This is a genomic window from Pseudomonas sp. NPDC090755, from assembly GCF_044769005.1.
Taxonomy (GTDB): Bacteria; Pseudomonadota; Gammaproteobacteria; order Pseudomonadales; family Pseudomonadaceae; genus Aquipseudomonas.
Genome location: NZ_JBIVXC010000009.1, coordinates 166422 through 181760, shown reverse-complemented (window position 1 = coordinate 181760; position 15339 = coordinate 166422). Strand labels below are relative to the sequence as shown.

The 15339-nt window shown below is 62.0% G+C and carries 17 protein-coding genes and 1 pseudogene; 11 read left to right on the top strand and 7 right to left on the bottom strand.

What is annotated here, in order from left to right; genetic code table 11:
- Positions 1-121: 121 nt before the first annotated feature.
- The gene (locus tag ACIQUS_RS15535) at positions 122-3196 is read left to right on the top strand and encodes a rhodanese-like domain-containing protein (protein WP_403048219.1); all 3075 of its coding nucleotides are present in this window, start codon (positions 122-124) and stop codon (positions 3194-3196) included.
- Here the strand turns inward: ACIQUS_RS15535 and ACIQUS_RS15530 are convergent.
- Entirely contained in the window at positions 3174-4133 is a 960-nt protein-coding gene (locus ACIQUS_RS15530) for a DMT family transporter (protein ID WP_403048218.1), read from the bottom strand. The genes ACIQUS_RS15535 and ACIQUS_RS15530 overlap by 23 nt on opposite strands.
- 161 nt (positions 4134-4294) lie before the next feature.
- On the opposite strand from ACIQUS_RS15530, the gene ACIQUS_RS15525 reads away from it, so the two are divergent.
- The 3 genes from ACIQUS_RS15525 (at position 4295) to ACIQUS_RS15515 (ending at position 5676) form a co-directional block, all read left to right on the top strand.
- Complete coding sequence (locus ACIQUS_RS15525; RefSeq protein ID WP_403048217.1) at positions 4295-4537, top strand: hypothetical protein; 243 nt, start codon at positions 4295-4297, stop codon at positions 4535-4537.
- Positions 4538-4657: 120 nt separating this feature from the next.
- Positions 4658-4852, top strand: coding sequence for a hypothetical protein (locus ACIQUS_RS15520; protein WP_403048216.1), 195 nt, complete (start codon positions 4658-4660; stop codon positions 4850-4852).
- A gap of 20 nt (positions 4853-4872) precedes the next feature.
- Positions 4873-5676: an alpha/beta fold hydrolase gene (locus ACIQUS_RS15515; protein WP_403048215.1), complete on the top strand. Its 804-nt coding sequence runs from the start codon at positions 4873-4875 to the stop codon at positions 5674-5676.
- 66 nt (positions 5677-5742) lie between these two features.
- On the opposite strand, the gene ACIQUS_RS15510 is transcribed toward ACIQUS_RS15515, so the two are convergent.
- Positions 5743-6489, bottom strand: a complete 747-nt coding sequence (locus ACIQUS_RS15510) for a hypothetical protein (protein ID WP_403048214.1) — start codon at positions 6487-6489, stop codon at positions 5743-5745.
- A gap of 431 nt (positions 6490-6920) precedes the next feature.
- Between ACIQUS_RS15510 and ACIQUS_RS15505 the strand changes: the two genes are divergently transcribed.
- On the top strand, positions 6921-7499 hold the full coding sequence (locus ACIQUS_RS15505) for an AAA family ATPase (RefSeq protein ID WP_403048213.1): 579 nt from the start codon (positions 6921-6923) through the stop codon (positions 7497-7499).
- Here the strand turns inward: ACIQUS_RS15505 and ACIQUS_RS15500 are convergent.
- From ACIQUS_RS15500 to ACIQUS_RS15490, 3 genes are all read right to left on the bottom strand, one after another.
- Entirely contained in the window at positions 7446-7904 is a 459-nt protein-coding gene (locus tag ACIQUS_RS15500) for a MarR family winged helix-turn-helix transcriptional regulator (protein ID WP_403048212.1), read from the bottom strand. The genes ACIQUS_RS15505 and ACIQUS_RS15500 overlap by 54 nt on opposite strands.
- Before the next feature lie 112 nt (positions 7905-8016).
- Positions 8017-8457: an Ohr family peroxiredoxin gene (locus ACIQUS_RS15495; protein WP_403048211.1), complete on the bottom strand. Its 441-nt coding sequence runs from the start codon at positions 8455-8457 to the stop codon at positions 8017-8019.
- Between the two features lie 275 nt (positions 8458-8732).
- Positions 8733-9236: a GNAT family N-acetyltransferase gene (locus ACIQUS_RS15490; RefSeq protein ID WP_403048210.1), complete on the bottom strand. Its 504-nt coding sequence runs from the start codon at positions 9234-9236 to the stop codon at positions 8733-8735.
- Between the two features lie 154 nt (positions 9237-9390).
- Here ACIQUS_RS15490 and ACIQUS_RS15485 point away from each other — a divergent pair, with 154 nt between their 5' ends.
- The gene (locus ACIQUS_RS15485) at positions 9391-10101 is read left to right on the top strand and encodes a methyltransferase family protein (protein WP_403048209.1); all 711 of its coding nucleotides are present in this window, start codon (positions 9391-9393) and stop codon (positions 10099-10101) included.
- 102 nt (positions 10102-10203) lie between these two features.
- Positions 10204-10584, top strand: a complete 381-nt coding sequence (locus ACIQUS_RS15480; protein ID WP_403048208.1) for a DUF1801 domain-containing protein — start codon at positions 10204-10206, stop codon at positions 10582-10584.
- On the opposite strand, the pseudogene ACIQUS_RS15475 reads toward ACIQUS_RS15480, so the two are convergent.
- Positions 10577-10735: pseudogene (locus tag ACIQUS_RS15475) on the bottom strand (RNA polymerase subunit sigma); the annotation flags it as partial. The gene ACIQUS_RS15480 and the pseudogene ACIQUS_RS15475 overlap by 8 nt on opposite strands.
- Before the next feature lie 181 nt (positions 10736-10916).
- On the opposite strand from ACIQUS_RS15475, the gene ACIQUS_RS15470 reads away from it, so the two are divergent.
- Positions 10917-11246 carry a hypothetical protein gene (locus tag ACIQUS_RS15470; protein ID WP_403048207.1) on the top strand — a complete coding sequence of 110 codons (330 nt, stop codon included), beginning with the start codon at positions 10917-10919 and terminating at the stop codon, positions 11244-11246.
- Positions 11247-12091: 845 nt separating this feature from the next.
- On the opposite strand, the gene ACIQUS_RS15465 is transcribed toward ACIQUS_RS15470, so the two are convergent.
- Positions 12092-12280 (bottom strand): hypothetical protein, encoded by a 189-nt coding sequence (locus ACIQUS_RS15465; RefSeq protein WP_403048206.1) that lies wholly within the window; start codon positions 12278-12280, stop codon positions 12092-12094.
- 281 nt (positions 12281-12561) lie between these two features.
- Between ACIQUS_RS15465 and ACIQUS_RS15460 the strand changes: the two genes are divergently transcribed.
- Genes ACIQUS_RS15460 through ACIQUS_RS15450 form a run of 3 tightly spaced genes read left to right on the top strand, consistent with a single transcriptional unit; the run spans position 12562 to position 15323 of the window.
- Positions 12562-13587 carry an ABC transporter substrate-binding protein gene (locus ACIQUS_RS15460; RefSeq protein WP_403048205.1) on the top strand — a complete coding sequence of 342 codons (1026 nt, stop codon included), beginning with the start codon at positions 12562-12564 and terminating at the stop codon, positions 13585-13587.
- Positions 13584-14507 (top strand): ABC transporter permease, encoded by a 924-nt coding sequence (locus ACIQUS_RS15455; RefSeq protein ID WP_403048204.1) that lies wholly within the window; start codon positions 13584-13586, stop codon positions 14505-14507. Before ACIQUS_RS15460 ends, ACIQUS_RS15455 begins: the two co-directional genes overlap by 4 nt.
- 6 nt (positions 14508-14513) lie before the next feature.
- Positions 14514-15323, top strand: coding sequence for an ABC transporter permease (locus ACIQUS_RS15450; protein ID WP_403048203.1), 810 nt, complete (start codon positions 14514-14516; stop codon positions 15321-15323).
- Positions 15324-15339: the final 16 nt, after the last annotated feature.

The following is a 15339-nucleotide window of genomic DNA, read 5'->3' as shown; positions in this document are numbered from 1 at the left end:
TGAGTCCCGGGCGCCCTCTATAATTAGCATTCCGGACCGGTGAAACCCGGATGCGTGCCCTCCTGCAGTTCGGCAGGCTCGCCCGGCCTCCAAAGCCGTACGCTGTGCAACGAGGGATGCCATGGCCCGATTCGCGCACCGGCTACTGTTTCTACTCGCCACGCTCACCCTCACCTTGCCTGCCCAGGCGCAGAACCAGGGCAGCCCCGAGTCGGCCTACCTGCTGGGCCTGGCCTACCTCAATCGCCTCAAACCCGGTGAAACCGCAAAACAAGTGCCGCTGGATGTGCCTCGCGGCATCGAACTGTTGACCCAGGCGGCAGCAGACCAGGACTACCGCAAAGCCGCATCCGACGAGCTCAGGCGGGTCTACGCCAAAGGCCTGGGTGGCGTGCCGGCAAATCTGGACAAGGAGGCCTACTGGTGGGAGTACGGCAACGGGCTCGACACCACCCGCGCCAGGGCGCAAGCAGGCGACAGCAAAGCCGCCGCGCAATTGGGCCTGGCGTACCTTCAGTTCGAGCACATCGACGAGCCGACGTTCAAGGACTCACCCATCAGGGCGTACAGGAACCGCACGGCCGAGTCCTGGCTGTCCCGCGCAGCTGCGCAAGGCTCCCTGTCGGGCGCCGCGGCTGAAGGCTACGGCTGCCTCTACCTGCAGCAACCCGGCATCGCGTCCGACCCTGCCAAGGCGCGCAAATGGGTGGAAACCGGCCGCGATGTGGACACGCTGAAACGGCTGTCCGACGCAGGTGATGCCGAGGCCATGGTGAAGACCGGCGACACCTATTTCGATTCCTGCCTGCGCGACACCTACCGCCACCAGGCCTTCCCCTGGTACAGGCAGGCCGTCGCCCACGGCAATATCAAACGTGCCTGGCGGCTGATGGATGAGGCCGACACCCTGGATGAAAAACGCCACTGGGCCGAGATCGCCGCCGCCATCAAATCACCTGACGGCACGCCCGCCCCCGACACCTATGGCGGCGAGCGGTTCTTCGACAACCTGGAGGGCAATTTCGGCCAGGACATCCCCTGGGGATTTCGCCACGCCCCCGGCACACGCTACCTGAGCCTGCAGCCATTGCAGGTGCATCTCAAACCGGACGCGGCCTCCCCCATCATCCAGGACATCGGGCGCTGGAAGCTGGTGTATGCACGGGCGTGCGCCACGCCCGGGTGGCTCGCTGCCATTGCCAGCAGCATTCGCGACTACCCCGATACCTTCGGCTACGTCACCCAGATTGACGAAGCGTCCGTGGAGCGCTTTCTCGACCAGAAGGCCGACTACCGGCTCAATCGCCAGGCCGTGCAGGGCCTGGTTGGCTACATTCGCCAGGCAGACCTGGCCAGCCTCGACGCGCTGGCGCCACTGCCGGTTCCCCAACGCGGGCTGGTGCCCGTGCGCTCGGTATGGCAGCGCATCGGCGTGCAGGAAGACCGGCAATTCATCACCGATTTCAACCAGGGACCCTATGACGCCCTGGTGCGCATCAAAGTGGAGAAAGGTTCGTGCAGCGGGACCTTCATCCTCGAGCCCACCCTGGTGGTCACCGCAGGTCACTGCGCCAGCACCAGGAACCGCAAGGAAACCGTCCAGGTCATCATCGAACGCTCGCCTTCGCAGAAAGAGGTCATACCCGCGACCTGGATCAAGCACGTGAAAAACGACAGCGAAGACTGGGGCATTCTCAGGCTTCGACACAAACCGCAAACGCCTGTGACCCCGTTACGCTTTGCCGATGACATGAACTGGTCGAGCGCCAGCCAGCTCAGCGCCGCCGCCATCGGCTACCCGGGGGATCTGTTCAAGCTGTCCGAAAGCCAGCTGGGTTTCATTGCGCCTTCGATCAAACACTGCGTCGTCGATATCAGCCGGCATCACTACACGGCGGCCACGCGCAACATTTCCTTCAATCATTACTGCCATGTCTGGTTTGGTGATTCAGGCGGGCCGCTACTGGTCTGGAACCCACGGCGAAGCGCGTTCGAAGTGCTGGCCGTGCACGCCAATGTCAGCGACGGTTTCCAGAGCAAGCACCGGGCTACCCTGTTCGGCGCCAGCCGGTTCAAGGCGCTGATGTATGAGCAGTACAAGGCGATCGAAGTGCCGCTGCTGCAGAACGACCAGCAGCCCTTGAGCCAGGCTGCATATTTCGAGGCAGGCCAACATGCCGACCAAGTCAATCCCGGCGTCTCGACCGTGACCCGGGCCTACCGCGAACGCGTGGAGAGCCTGTTCACCGAGCGCTCCACCCTGGGCATCCAGCTGATCGAAGCCGTGCGCCAGCAGGCTGGCGTGCCGGCGGCCACCAGCCCACGGCTGGACGATCCCGACAAACTGGGGTTCTGGCGACGGGGTCCGACTGACACCTACGACAGCGTCGAGTCGGTCAGCGAGGCCCGGCTGGCCTGCATCGGCGATTGCGACAAGGCGGTGCTGCGCAACAACGGCTGGACCTTGAGCCATGGGGAAAACGTCGACCTCAAGCAACTGGCCAAGCGTGATGACACCATGGTCATCCATGCCCTGAACGCAATCGTGGTGGGCGGCGATCTGTTTCATGTGGGCAACGACAACAGGGTGGACGGTGTGGCGCGACAGTTCATGAACCTGAAGGAAAGCGGTGCCGGCTTCGATGCGTTCTACCAGAGCCGGTACCGTGAACCGGCCGAAGCAATACAGTCAGACGACTTTGCCTTGAGCGCCATCGCAGCGACGACCGCGTTGCACAGCGGCCCCAATTTTGGCGGCGAAACGCCCACAACCATCGCCGGTGGACAGGTCATCGGCACGGCGGCCCTGGCCCAGCAACTGGCAACTGCCAAGCCACCGCTGGTGTTGTCGTCCATCGGCGGCAGTACGGGCATACCGGGCGCGATCAACCTGCGCTACGCGTCCGAGGGCGGCAGTTTTACCGATGCTACCCAGCAGCGCCTTGCCCAGGACCTTGAGCGTCTGACCGAGGGTGACAAGTCCCGCGCCCTGGTTTTCTACTGTCACCACAACCAGTGCTGGATGAGCTACAACAGTGCGCTGCGGGCCATCCAGCTCGGCTACAAACAGGTGTACTGGTACCGGGGCGGGATCAAGTCGTGGATCAGGGCGGGCTATCCGCTGGACTGGTTGCCGCCCGCCGATCACAACACCGCTGCCCAGGACGGGACGCTCATGCCGGTGCATCCGTCGTAGTCGATTGCGCCGCAACCTTGGGCTTGGCCGGCTTCAACCGCGACACCCCCAGCAGCACCAGCGCCAGGCCGACGATCTGGTACGCCGAGATCGCCTCGCTGAGCACCAGCCAGGATGCCAGAATCGTCAGCACCGGGCCCAGGTTACCCACGGCGGCCGTCTGGGTGGCGCCCATACGCTGGATGGCCAGGGCCACCCAATAGATCGGCAGCACCGTGGAAAAAATCGCCATCATCGCCGCATTGGCCCAGACCGCCGCTGGCAACTGGGCAAGCTGCGAGGTATCGGCCACCAGCAGGTAATGCGCCAGCACCATGAGCGACGACGCCGTGCCCGCCAACCCGGCCAGGCGCATGGAGCTCATGCGCTTGAGCAGGATGCCGGTGCCCGAATAGTAGAGCGCGTAGGTCACAGCGCTGGCGAAGACCCACAGCGAGCCGACGACCACCTGGTTGCCCATGCCCGAAACGCTGACGTCGTGGACAAAGGCGATCCCCAGGCCGAAATAGCAGATGCCCATGGCCGCCAGGGTGCGCAACGTGGGGCGTTCACGCAGGGCGATGGCCTGGAAGATCAGCACCAGGGTCGGGTAGATGAACAGGATCAGGCGCTCCAGCCCCGCACTGATGTACTGCAGGCCATAGAAGTCGAACAGGCTGGCCAGGTAGTAACCGAACAGCCCGAGCAGCAGCACCTGAATGCTGCTGCCGAAGGTCAATGGCCCATTGTTGTGCCGCCGGCTGAACCCCACCAGCCAGATGAACAGCGGCAACGACAGCCCCATGCGCATGGCCAGCAAGGTGATCGCATCCACGGGGCCTGCGGCATAAGACAACTTGACGAAGATCGCCTTGAAGCTGAAGCCCAAGGCGGCCAGCACTGCGAACAGGCTGCCGTTCTGAATGTAGCGCTGGACAAGGGCATGCAAAGGCTTCATGAGGGTACGCAGGGCAGTGTCTGAAGCGATATCTGAACAGAAAGGCCATCCACTGGATACCGCTTTTTAGTGAAGGGTCGTCCCGAACGGGAGGAACCCGCCTGTGTTTGAACCGCCAGCATCTAGAATCAGAGGTGAGCGGCACTCCTGGAGCATTGAACATGGGCTATTCCGTCTGCGTCATCGAGCACTGCGAGGCACTTCGCCCCGCCAACGACGTCAAGCAAGACACCTTCGCGACCCAGCAACAGGCACAGGACTGCGCCAAGGCCAGGCTGCTGGAGATGCATGCCAACGGTTTCGTGCAAGCGACTGCCAAGGTGAGCTTTTCACCCCAACTCCCCTGCTATGGCCTGGAGAATGGCGCAGTGAAGTTACTGGACGGCCAGGAGACCCACGGCTGACACCCGGGTACGCACAGTATCTGTGGGAGCTGGCGAAGCCTGCGAAGCGGTGTGGCGGGCCGCTCTCAATCGCGGGGAAAGCCATCGCCGGCGTTGCCGGCTCCCACAGGGTGCACAGGTATGCACCGTCCATTGTGGGAGCTGGCGAAGCCTGCGATCGATTGCAAGGCAGCCGCAACACAGGCAGCGAAACACCCAGCCGACCACATCGCCCTGGCGCTGACCCTGTTTGCCGCCACACGCCTGCCGATTTTACCGGTGGTGCTGATTGCGGTGCTCGCTACCGGTACACTGCGCTGGCTGTCCGCTAGCTGAACTGTCCGACGAGGCCTTGCATGACACTGAACATCAATACCGAAACCCTATGGATCGATACCCCGCACGGACAATTGTTCGGTTGTCGCTGGTTCCCGGCAGCCGCTGCCGGCGACCGGACCAAGTCACCTATCGTGCTGTTCCATGATTCGTTGGGCTGCGTCGCGCTGTGGCGAGACTTCCCCCAGTTGTTGTGCCAGGCAACAGGGCGCGAGGTCATTGCCTATGACCGACTGGGCTTCGGTCGCTCTTGCGCCTACCCCGGGCAGTTGCCACACCACTTTATCCGCGACGAGGCCGAGCACTTCTTCACCCACCTGCTGGAGGCGCTGCAGATCGAACGCTTCGTCGCCCTGGGCCATAGCGTCGGCGGCGCCATGGCGGCGACCTGTGCATCGGTGCATCAGCAGCGCTGCGCAGCACTGATCACGGTCTCGGCGCAGGCCTTCGTCGAGGACCGGACACTGCAAGGTATCCGCACGGCCAAGGCGCAGTTCGAACAACCGGGGCAGATGGCGCGTCTTGAGAAGTACCATGGTGACAAATCGCCCTGGGTACTGGCGGCCTGGACCGAGACCTGGCTTTCACCGACCTTCGGGGACTGGACAATCGAGAGCGGGATCGATGCGATTCGTTGCCCGTTGCTGGCCATCCATGGCGAGCATGATGAGTACGGTTCAACCCTGCATCCCCGGCGAATCGCTGAACTGCCGGCAAGCGGCGGCGAATGCCTGATTATCGATGGCTGCCACCATGTGCCTCACCGCGAAGCGCCTGAAGCATTGCTGGAAGCGGTTACCCGGTTCCTTGCCGACGCACACTGAACCCTTGCCCTGCCGTCGCCATGTGTCACTGCGCGTGGCGGCATAGCGGTCTGGTTCAAACGCGAACTAGAACACCAACCCCAGTTTCAGGCCATACTCATCGCGGTTCTGCTTGTCGAAGTCGGTCAGTGCAAACTGGCCATCCAGGTCATACTTGAAGCGGCTGTAATAGAGGGTGGCAATGACGGGAAAGTCGCCATTCGGGTTGAACAGCAAGTGCAGTTCGACATAAGGATTGCTGGTGTCTTTCAAGTCCAGCTCCTCGCTGCTGATACGGTTGATATTCAACTCGGAATCGCCACTCACCGTCCTTCTGACCCCCGCCTCGAGGCGCAGGGTAACAGCGTCGAACTGATGATTATAACCGGCGGCCGCTTTCACAAAGGGTGTACGACTGGTGAGATCGACATCGAACTTGTTGAAGTTTGGATAAAAGCGATTCCATTTATAGCCAGCGCCTATCATGGCATCCAGGAAGTTGCTTGAGTCCAGTGCAACTCGCCAGCCCAGATCAAGATCGGCCTGGGCGTCCTTGATCTCTTCGCCCTGACTTTTTGCGTACTGTCCGGTGATCTCTGCATGATAGATCAGCCCGGCTTGCGCGCTCATTTTATTGCCGAAGTTTAGAAACAATCCTCCTTCTGGGATATGGTCGGTATCCGTGCTCCTGCGCCCTTTGAATTCGAGCTCGCTATAGCTACCGATCAGACCGGCAGAAAACACCGGATCTGAGGGGGGTGCCGAATTGGCATAAGTGGAAGAGCTGGCGGCGATAAGCGTAGTGACGATAGTAGCAAGATCAGTCCTTTTCATAAGAACTCCACAAGCATACGCAAGGTCCGTTGCGGACCCGTCATTTACAAACATAGCCGCCTTTTTTTTGACTGCTAGAGCAAGCAAGTGGAGTGAACGGCCAAAAAAGTGGCATTTGGCCTTTACTGAACTTACAGGCCGATTACGACACTAACCGGCAAAAGAAAAAAACCTGAAATATCAGCACTTATATGAACAAAAAAAGCGGATGCGATACGCATGAGCGCTTTGCGACATACCGATGAACGGTCGCCTTTACATCATTGGCAAGCTGACAAAACTGTTATTGATGAAACACTGACGCCAATAAAACAACGCCGAGAGATACAGGACATATTTAAATCAATATTGGATCCAAATAGCGTTTAAGTTAACATTGCACCTGCTCTTCGACTCGAAGAACAGGTTCACGCAATCAGGGAAGATTCTTCATGCAACGCATCGTCATCCTGGGAAATTCCGGCAGCGGCAAATCCACCCTTGCGCGCCTTCTGGGCGAGCACCTGGGCGTACCGGTGGTGCACCTGGATGCACTGTTCTGGCAGCCCGGTTGGGTTGAACCCGACAACGAGTCATTTCGCGCGCGCGTCAGGGAAGCGGTGTCAGCGGACAGTTGGATCTGCGAAGGCAACTATGCCCGGCGGACCTTTGACTTGCGCCTGCCACGCGCCGATCTGGTCATCTGGCTCGACACCGGGCGACTGACCTGCCTGACACGGGTCATCGTTCGCAACCTGGTGAACCGGCCCCGCCCGGACCTGCCAGCCGATTGCCCGGAGAAGCTGGACCGGGAGTTCCTGACGTTCCTCAGCTACGTGTGGCACTTCGACCGCACCAGTCGCCCGTCACTTGAAGCGGCGCGACTGGCGATCGCACCACAGGTTCCGGTAGTCCATCTGCGCGGTGCCCGGCAGATTGGCGCATTCCTCAAGGCACTGCCTGTCCCTGGCGAGACCTCACTCAGCGTCCTTGAGCGTACGGATAAGGTTGTTGCGCAGCCGCACGACTGACTGCTGCAAGGCCACGAACTCATCCGCCTCCAGGCCCGTCTGCGGAAAACTGTCTTGCGCAAGTTCCTTGCGCAGTGCGCGCCCCTGGTCGGTCAGTTTGATCCGCACCTGGCGCTCGTCGGCTGGATCACGCTGACGCAGCACGTAGCCCATCGCCTCGAGCTTCTTGAGGATGGGCGTGAGGGTGTTCGATTCGAGGAAGAGTTTCTCACCGAGGCTGCCGACGGTCTGGCTGTCCTGCTCCCAGAGCGCAACGATGGTGATGAATTGGGTGTAGGTCAGGCCGAGCTTTTCCAGCATCGGCTTATAGGCCTTGCCAAAGGCCAGGTTGGCCGAATACACGGCAAAGCAGAGAAAGTCGCCGAGGTTGAGGTTGACAGGAGCTGCTTTCTCGACAGGTTTCATAGTGATCCTCACAGGTAGATAGGGCCGTCCAGGCCCCTACCTTATATCGCATGCGATCCCATCGGAAGCCCCCTGCCCTGGAGGCCCCCGTAACAGAGGATCGTCCGCGTGATTACTCGGTGATCACATCCAGGACCACATCAATGTTGCCGCGGGTCGCCTTGGAGTATGGGCAGACCTGGTCGGCGGCATGCACCAGGGCGGTTGCCACTTCACGATCCAGGCCTGGCAAACGGGTGGTCAGGCGGGCCTGGAGGAAATAGTCCTTGCCGGTCTGGCCAAGGTCGACCTCGATCTGCACCGCCAGGCCTTCAGGCAGGGCCACGTTCATTTCCTTGGCCACCAGCTCGACCGCGGCGATATAGCAGGCGGACCAGGCACCGGAGAACAGTTGCTCGGCGGTCGGGTGTGGAGCGGTGCCTTTGAATTCGAGAGCAGGCTTGCTCGCGCCAGGCGACGAGAGCGTGATATCCAGGCCACGGGCGGTGCTGCTGCCGTTGCTCAGGGTGGTGTGGGTTTTGCCGGTAACCAGGACTTTTTCGATCTTGCTCATGATGGATTCCTCGATAATTCATGCGATTTAATCGCATACGATATATTTGATGGAACATTGCAGCGTACTGACCTGGCTTCGGTAATGCAGGAAAGGTCGCCTCTTCATCGCTAGCGATTAAATCGCATGCGATGGATCAATAATCCTGCAACTACCGATTTGCGTCAACCGCCACGGCTCGATGTGCCGACGGGCGGTCGATCCACCTGACAATGTTGTCAGGTGTGCAATCGAAGTCGTCGAAGACTCAGTGCCGAACTAACCCTCCGGTCGACTCAATGCAGCGCCCGCGTCACCAGGAAGCTCAGCAACTCAGGCTCATCGTCCAGCTCGATCGCCCTTACCGGCCGAGGCAGGTTGTCCAGCACCGTCCGCCAGAAGGCCTGGGCGGTTTCGTCCTGGTTGTAGAAACGCACCAGCCAGTCATTCGCGCCGCTGGACAGTACCTGGGTGGCCAGTGCCCGACCGATACCCTTGCGCCGGTAACGCTTGAGGATGAACAGGTCGGCCAGCTCCAGGGCATCGAGTGAGGGCAGCTCGCTGCGCTCGACCAGCAGGAAGCCGGCGATGAAGCCGTCGACCAGGATCAGGTTGGCGCTCCACTGGGGCTCCTGCCAGTAGCGCTGCAGATGCTCCTCGTGGATATAGAAACGGCCATCCACTTCCACATCCTCCTGCTCCCAGTCCGAGGACTCGTAGGCATAGAACTGGTACAGGTTGCGGATCAGCTCGGCCTGCTCGGGGCCGGTTTGCAGCAGTTCGACGGTCAGGTCGCTCATGGCTGCGCCTCCCCTGCTAATGGGTGTGGCAAGCAAAAATCGGGGATCGAAAGCATGGAGGTCTCGGTCAAAGGGCAATAGCGTATAGCTGGCGGGCGCTATTGTTTACAGAACCGCTGGTCAATGCCAACAACCATTGCACTGCAGGTGCCCCATGTACACCAACGAGCCTGCGCGAGACCCCGAGCCGATGTCGCGGCGCACCGCCATCGCCTATGCGATCGGTTTGCCGCTTGCGCTTGTGCTGCTGATCTTCCTGCCGGCCGGCAGCCTGGGCTGGCGGCCCGGCTGGATATTTGTGGCCGTGTTGGTGGCAGGCTTCGGCGTGTCGGCACTGGTGCTGGCTCGGGTCAACCCGGTGATCTACCGTGCCCGCAGCCGTATCCAGCCAGGCACCCAGGCCTGGGACAAGGCCCTGCTGGCGCTCCTGCTGCCAGCCATGACAGCGGTCTTGCCCGTGGCGGCGCTGGATGCCGGACGCTGGCGGGAGACGGCCCTCCCCGCCTGGGTGGTGTTGCCAGGTTATGTCGGGGTGCTGGCGGGTATTGCGTTGGCGGCCTGGGCACAGGCTGTCAATCCGTTTTTCGAGCCGGGGGTGCGCATTCAGTCGGAGCGTCATCAACGGGTGATCGACAACGGGCCATATCGCTACGTTCGCCATCCCGGGTACGTTGCTGCGCTCTGGCTATTCTTTGGCATGGGCCTGGCCCTGGGTTCACTCTGGGCTCTGCTGCCGGCGGCACTGGCTGCGGCGCTGCTGGTCGTGCGTACCGCCTGGGAAGACCGGTTGTTGCAGGCCGAGCTGCCCGGCTACGCCGGGTATGCCCGACGGGTGCGCTGGAGGCTGGTTCCCGGTGTCTGGTAACCACAGCATGTAGGAGCGGGCTTGCCCCGCGATTACGCGCCATCAGCCACATCGTATCGCGGGGCAAGCCCGCTCCTACACATCCAACCGAGGACGATTGCCATGGACGAGCAAGCCAACGCCACCGCATTGATCGACGAGCGCATCCGCGAACTGGACGACTGGCGCGGTGCAACCCTGGCCCGGGCCCGCGCGCTCATTCACCAGGCCGACCCGCAGGTGGTCGAAGAATGGAAATGGCGCGGCGTCCCGGTCTGGGCCCATGGGGGCATTCTCTGCACTGGCGAAACCTACAAACTCGCCGTCAAACTGACCTTCGCCAAAGGCGCCGCGCTACCAGACCCTACCGGCCTGTTCAACGCCAGCCTTGATGGCAACACGCGCCGCGCCATCGACCTTCATGAAGGCGACGAGCTCGATGAGCACGCCTTCAAGGCGCTGGTCGCTGCCGCCGTGGCGCTCAATACCTCACGTGTTCGGTAGTATAGGCGTCCTCGATGTGCTGGCGGCAGGCCTTGTCGATGATCAGCCGGCGGGCGGTGGTACTGCGCCGCAACCAGCTGAAGAGCCAGCCATGGTGCTCGCTGTACAGTTGGTGAAGCGCACGCTGGAAGGTTGGCTCGACGGCAGACACGGACACACCCGAAACATGCAAAAGAGCGTTATTGCGAATAGTGTCCAGTCATCACTTCACTGTGCAACCACTGGCGCCGTGCTGCGGGCGGTGGCCCTTCGCAAAAAAGGCAAACTGCTGGCCCCCCGCCCTTTCCTTCATAGGCAAACTCGCTTTCCTTTCAACAGCTTAGGTTGACACTATGCGGGCTTATGGACTGACCCTTGCAACGCTTTTTCTTGCTACCTTCTCCCTGGCTGCACAGGCCAGGGCCTTGGGTGAGAATGATCGTTATATGTGTAGTTGGGGGTCGGACATCGCCGCTGGCGCGCAGCAATCGAAGCTCTCGGGTACGACCCTGTACTCGGCGCGCAAGAAGCTCCAGGTGCGCAAATTTCCCAAGCCGTGGATGCGCATGACCGCCATGGGTATCACCGAGCAGACCTACAACAGCCAGTCACGCCTCAAGCCTGCGGCCATCAAGCAAACCTACTATGAGCAGTGTGTGCAGCATGCGGTTGCGCGCCGCTGATTGTTTAATCTAGCGCCTCAGGGCCAATGCTTTGGCCTGGCGTCTTGCGAGCTGATCCATTTGATGCAGTGACGCTGCTGGCCCCTTCCGCCCTTACGGCGGGCCACTTTGTCATGGCAAAGTGGCGCAAACCGTGCGTCCCTGCATCCGCCCTACGCTTCGCTGCGGGTCCCTTCCCTCCGGCATTGCTCCCGCCGGGACGCACCGAAGGGCCATCCATGGCCCTGCGGTGCTTGCAGGCCATCCATGGCCTGCACCCGGCTACGCAATACCTCCACTCAGCCTCCTGAAGGGACGAACCGTGTCGTCTGGGCTGGCGATGTACAAACAGCAAAAGCAAAGGCAAAGGCAAAGGCAAAGGCGAAATCGGAAAGCCGAACCCGAGCTTCGCTCTGCTTTTGCTCTTGCTTCTAAGCCCGCGATATTCCAGGCGCCATCGATCGTCCCTTCAGGAGGCCGAGTGGAACCCTTGCGCAGTGGGGCGACGGCCATGGATGGCCGGCGAGCGCCGTAGGGCCAGGGACGGCCCTTCGGCGCGCCCCCGCGGGAGCAAGGGTGTAGCGAGGGTACCCGCAGCGAAGCGAAGGGCCGGATGCAGGGACACGGGTTTTGCCCACTTTTGCCTTCAAAAGTGGGTCGCCGTAAAGGCGAAACCAGCCGGCGGGGCCGCTGCAGGGAATGGATATGCTCACCGTCTTCAGTGCCAGCGCTTTGGTCTGGCGTCTTGCGAGCTGATCCGTTCGCGATGGTGACGCGAACTCACCTTTGCGCCCTCACGGCGGGCCACTTTGTCTTGGCAAAGTGGCGCAAACCGTGGTGCCCGACCTGTCGGCAGCGGCTACGGATTACTCCTCGGCCTTGGGAAAATGACGGCAACTCTTGCGCTCGGCCAGTTCCCGGTCACTGGGTCGCTGGTCGACAAACACCGCATGGCCATCCTTGTAGATCTCAAGGTACCCCCAATGCAGGTCCTCCTCCCGCTGGCCGGGCTTGGGCGGCTCGCGCCACCAGGGTTCTCGACTGATCAGCTCCATGGCCGGGCTCCGCTTCGAAAGATTACTTCACTATAGACACTGGCCAGCGAAGGCTCTGGCCCGCGCCTGCCTGCCTGAACGCCAGCGCCGGGTGATAGCCGGTAGCTTGCGGATACTTGCCAAAAGTTTGGAATACCATAATATGATATCCCGTAGACCTAAAAACCTGCTGAACGGCTCCTGACAGATCCGCCAGCCACAACCACGCTTGAACTGATGCTCCCCACTACAAGGCGGGCAACGACAGCCCGCCGATAAACACAAGAAACGAGGGCGTACCTATGCTGTTCACCAAACGCGCAAGCACAGTGCTGGCCGCCGGCTTGCTGACATTGACCTGCCAGGTTGGCCTTGCCGCCGACAGCCTGAGTTTCGTCAGCTGGGGCGGCACCACCCAGGATGCGCAGAAGCAAGCCTGGGCCGAGCCCTTCAGTGACACCAGCAAGATCAAAGTGGTCCAGGACGGCCCCACCGACTACGGCAAGCTCAAGGCCATGGTCGAAAGCGGCAACGTGCAGTGGGATGTGGTGGACGTCGAGGCCGACTTCGCCCTGCGCGCCGCCGCCGAAGGCCTGCTCGAGCCGCTGGACTTCAACACCATCAAGCGTGATCGCATCGACCCGCGTTTCGTCTCCGACCACGGTGTGGGCTCGTTCTTCTTCTCCTTCGTCCTCGGTTTCAACGAAGGCAAACTCGGCGCCAACAAGCCCCAGGACTGGAGCGCGCTGTTCGACACCAAGACCTATCCCGGCAAGCGCGCGCTGTACAAATGGCCGAGCCCCGGCGTGCTGGAGCTGGCTCTGCTGGCCGACGGCGTGCCCGCCGACAAGCTCTACCCACTGGACCTGGACCGCGCCTTCAAGAAACTCGACACCATCAAGAAAGACATCGTCTGGTGGGGGGGCGGCGCGCAATCCCAGCAATTGCTGGCCTCCGGCGAAGCGAGCATGGGCCAGTTCTGGAACGGCCGGGTCTATGCCCTGCAGCAGGACGGCGCCCCCGTGGGCGTGAGCTGGAAGCAGAACCTGGTCATGGCCGATTTTCTCGTCATACCCAAGGGCGCCAAGAACAAGGACGCGGCCATGAAGTTCCTGGCCCAAGCCAGCAGCGCCGAGGGCCAGGCCGAGTTCGCCAACCTCACCGCCTACGCCCCGGTCAACCTCGACAGCATCGGCCAGCTCAAGGCCGACCTCGCGCCGAACCTGCCGACCGCCTACGCTCAGGATCAGGTCACCCTGGACTTTGCCTACTGGGCCAAGAACGGCCCGGCCATCGCCACCCGCTGGAATGAGTGGCTGGTCAAATGAAAGTCGCGATCAATGCCTTGCAGACCCCGTCCGGCGCCCCCGGTGCCGGCGCCAAGGGAGCCGCGATGAAGCAGACACCGCCCCTGCGCCAGCGCTGGCGCGGCAGCCGTAACCTGCTGCCGGCCCTGCTGTTCCTCGGCCTGTTTTTCTTCGCCCCGCTGATCGGCCTGCTGCTGCGCGGGGTGCTGGAACCGGTACCGGGCCTTGGCAACTACGAGCAACTGTTCGCCAACTCGGCCTATGCCCGGGTGCTGTTCAACACCTTCTCCGTGGCCGGCCTTGTGACCCTGATCAGCGTGCTACTGGGCTTCCCGCTGGCCTGGGCGATCACCCTGGTGCCCCGCGGCTGGGGCCGCTGGCTGCTGAACATCGTGCTGTTGTCGATGTGGACCAGCCTGCTGGCGCGCACCTACTCCTGGCTGGTGCTGCTGCAGGCCTCCGGGGTGATCAACAAGGCGCTGATGGCGATGGGCATCATCGATGCGCCGCTGGAGATGGTGCACAACCTCACCGGCGTGGTGATCGGCATGAGCTACATCATGATCCCGTTCATCGTCCTGCCGCTGCAGGCGACCATGCAGGCCATCGACCCGATGGTGCTGCAGGCCGGTTCGATCTGCGGTGCCAGCCCCTGGACCAACTTCTTCAAGGTGTTCCTGCCGCTGTGCCGCTCGGGGCTGTTCTCCGGGGCCTTGATGGTGTTCGTCATGTCCCTGGGCTACTACGTGACCCCGGCACTGCTCGGCGGCGCGCAGAACATGATGCTGCCTGAATTCATCGTCCAGCAGGTGCAGTCGTTCCTCAACTGGGGCCTGGCCAGTGCCGCCGCCGCGTTGCTGATCGCCATCACCCTGGTGCTGTTCTACTTCTACCTGAAGCTGCAACCGGAATCGCCGGTGGGCAGCAGCAACGCGAGGTAAGCCAAGATGCTCCTGACGCCCAACGCCATGGGCCGGCGCCTGCGCTACGGCCTGTTCGCCACCACCGGCCTGATCGCGCTGTTTCTGCTGCTGCCGATCGTGTTCATCGTCCTGTTGTCGTTCGGCTCCTCGCAGTGGCTGGTGTTCCCGCCACCGGGCTGGACGCTGAAATGGTACGCGCAGTTCTTCTCCAACGCCGAGTGGATGGACGCCGCCCTGGCCAGCCTCAAGGTGGCGGTGCTGACCACGGTCTGCGCCGTGGCCCTGGGCCTGCCCACCGCCTTTGCCCTGGTGCGCGGACGCTTCCCCGGCCGGGAGATGCTCTACGGCCTGTTCACCCTGCCGATGATCGTGCCGCTGGTGATCATCGCCGTGGCGGTGTACGCGCTGTTTCTCAAGCTCGGTTACACCGGCACGCTGTTTTCCTTCGTGGTCAGCCACGTGATCGTCGCCCTGCCCTTCACCATCATCTCGATCATCAACTCGCTCAAGCTGTTCGACCAGTCGATCGAGGATGCCGCGGTGATCTGCGGCGCCTCGCGCCTGCAGGCCATCGTCAAGGTGACCTTCCCGGCAATTCGTCCGGGAATGATCGCCGGCGCCCTGTTCGCCTTCCTGGTGTCCTGGGACGAGGTGGTGCTGAGCGTGATGATGGCCAGCCCGACCCTGCAGACCCTGCCGGTAAAAATGTGGACCACCCTGCGCCAGGACCTGACCCCGGTGATCGCCGTCGCCTCGACGCTGCTGATCGGGTTGTCGCTGCTGGTCATGGTCATCGCCGCTGCCCTGCGCCGGCGCAACGAAGTCAGCGCTTGAGCGCCTGGAGAACAAG

What these genes read in the sequence shown, in the direction of transcription:
- ACIQUS_RS15535 (WP_403048219.1), top strand. Translation starts at nt 122, where the DNA reads ATGGCCCGATTCGCGCACCGGCTACTGTTTCTACTCGCCACGCTCACC.
- ACIQUS_RS15530 (WP_403048218.1), bottom strand. Translation starts at nt 4,133, where the DNA reads ATGAAGCCTTTGCATGCCCTTGTCCAGCGCTACATTCAGAACGGCAGC.
- ACIQUS_RS15525 (WP_403048217.1), top strand. Translation starts at nt 4,295, where the DNA reads ATGGGCTATTCCGTCTGCGTCATCGAGCACTGCGAGGCACTTCGCCCC.
- ACIQUS_RS15520 (WP_403048216.1), top strand. Translation starts at nt 4,658, where the DNA reads ATGCACCGTCCATTGTGGGAGCTGGCGAAGCCTGCGATCGATTGCAAG.
- ACIQUS_RS15515 (WP_403048215.1), top strand. Translation starts at nt 4,873, where the DNA reads ATGACACTGAACATCAATACCGAAACCCTATGGATCGATACCCCGCAC.
- ACIQUS_RS15510 (WP_403048214.1), bottom strand. Translation starts at nt 6,489, where the DNA reads ATGAAAAGGACTGATCTTGCTACTATCGTCACTACGCTTATCGCCGCC.
- ACIQUS_RS15505 (WP_403048213.1), top strand. Translation starts at nt 6,921, where the DNA reads ATGCAACGCATCGTCATCCTGGGAAATTCCGGCAGCGGCAAATCCACC.
- ACIQUS_RS15500 (WP_403048212.1), bottom strand. Translation starts at nt 7,904, where the DNA reads ATGAAACCTGTCGAGAAAGCAGCTCCTGTCAACCTCAACCTCGGCGAC.
- ACIQUS_RS15495 (WP_403048211.1), bottom strand. Translation starts at nt 8,457, where the DNA reads ATGAGCAAGATCGAAAAAGTCCTGGTTACCGGCAAAACCCACACCACC.
- ACIQUS_RS15490 (WP_403048210.1), bottom strand. Translation starts at nt 9,236, where the DNA reads ATGAGCGACCTGACCGTCGAACTGCTGCAAACCGGCCCCGAGCAGGCC.
- ACIQUS_RS15485 (WP_403048209.1), top strand. Translation starts at nt 9,391, where the DNA reads ATGTACACCAACGAGCCTGCGCGAGACCCCGAGCCGATGTCGCGGCGC.
- ACIQUS_RS15480 (WP_403048208.1), top strand. Translation starts at nt 10,204, where the DNA reads ATGGACGAGCAAGCCAACGCCACCGCATTGATCGACGAGCGCATCCGC.
- ACIQUS_RS15470 (WP_403048207.1), top strand. Translation starts at nt 10,917, where the DNA reads ATGCGGGCTTATGGACTGACCCTTGCAACGCTTTTTCTTGCTACCTTC.
- ACIQUS_RS15465 (WP_403048206.1), bottom strand. Translation starts at nt 12,280, where the DNA reads ATGGAGCTGATCAGTCGAGAACCCTGGTGGCGCGAGCCGCCCAAGCCC.
- ACIQUS_RS15460 (WP_403048205.1), top strand. Translation starts at nt 12,562, where the DNA reads ATGCTGTTCACCAAACGCGCAAGCACAGTGCTGGCCGCCGGCTTGCTG.
- ACIQUS_RS15455 (WP_403048204.1), top strand. Translation starts at nt 13,584, where the DNA reads ATGAAAGTCGCGATCAATGCCTTGCAGACCCCGTCCGGCGCCCCCGGT.
- ACIQUS_RS15450 (WP_403048203.1), top strand. Translation starts at nt 14,514, where the DNA reads ATGCTCCTGACGCCCAACGCCATGGGCCGGCGCCTGCGCTACGGCCTG.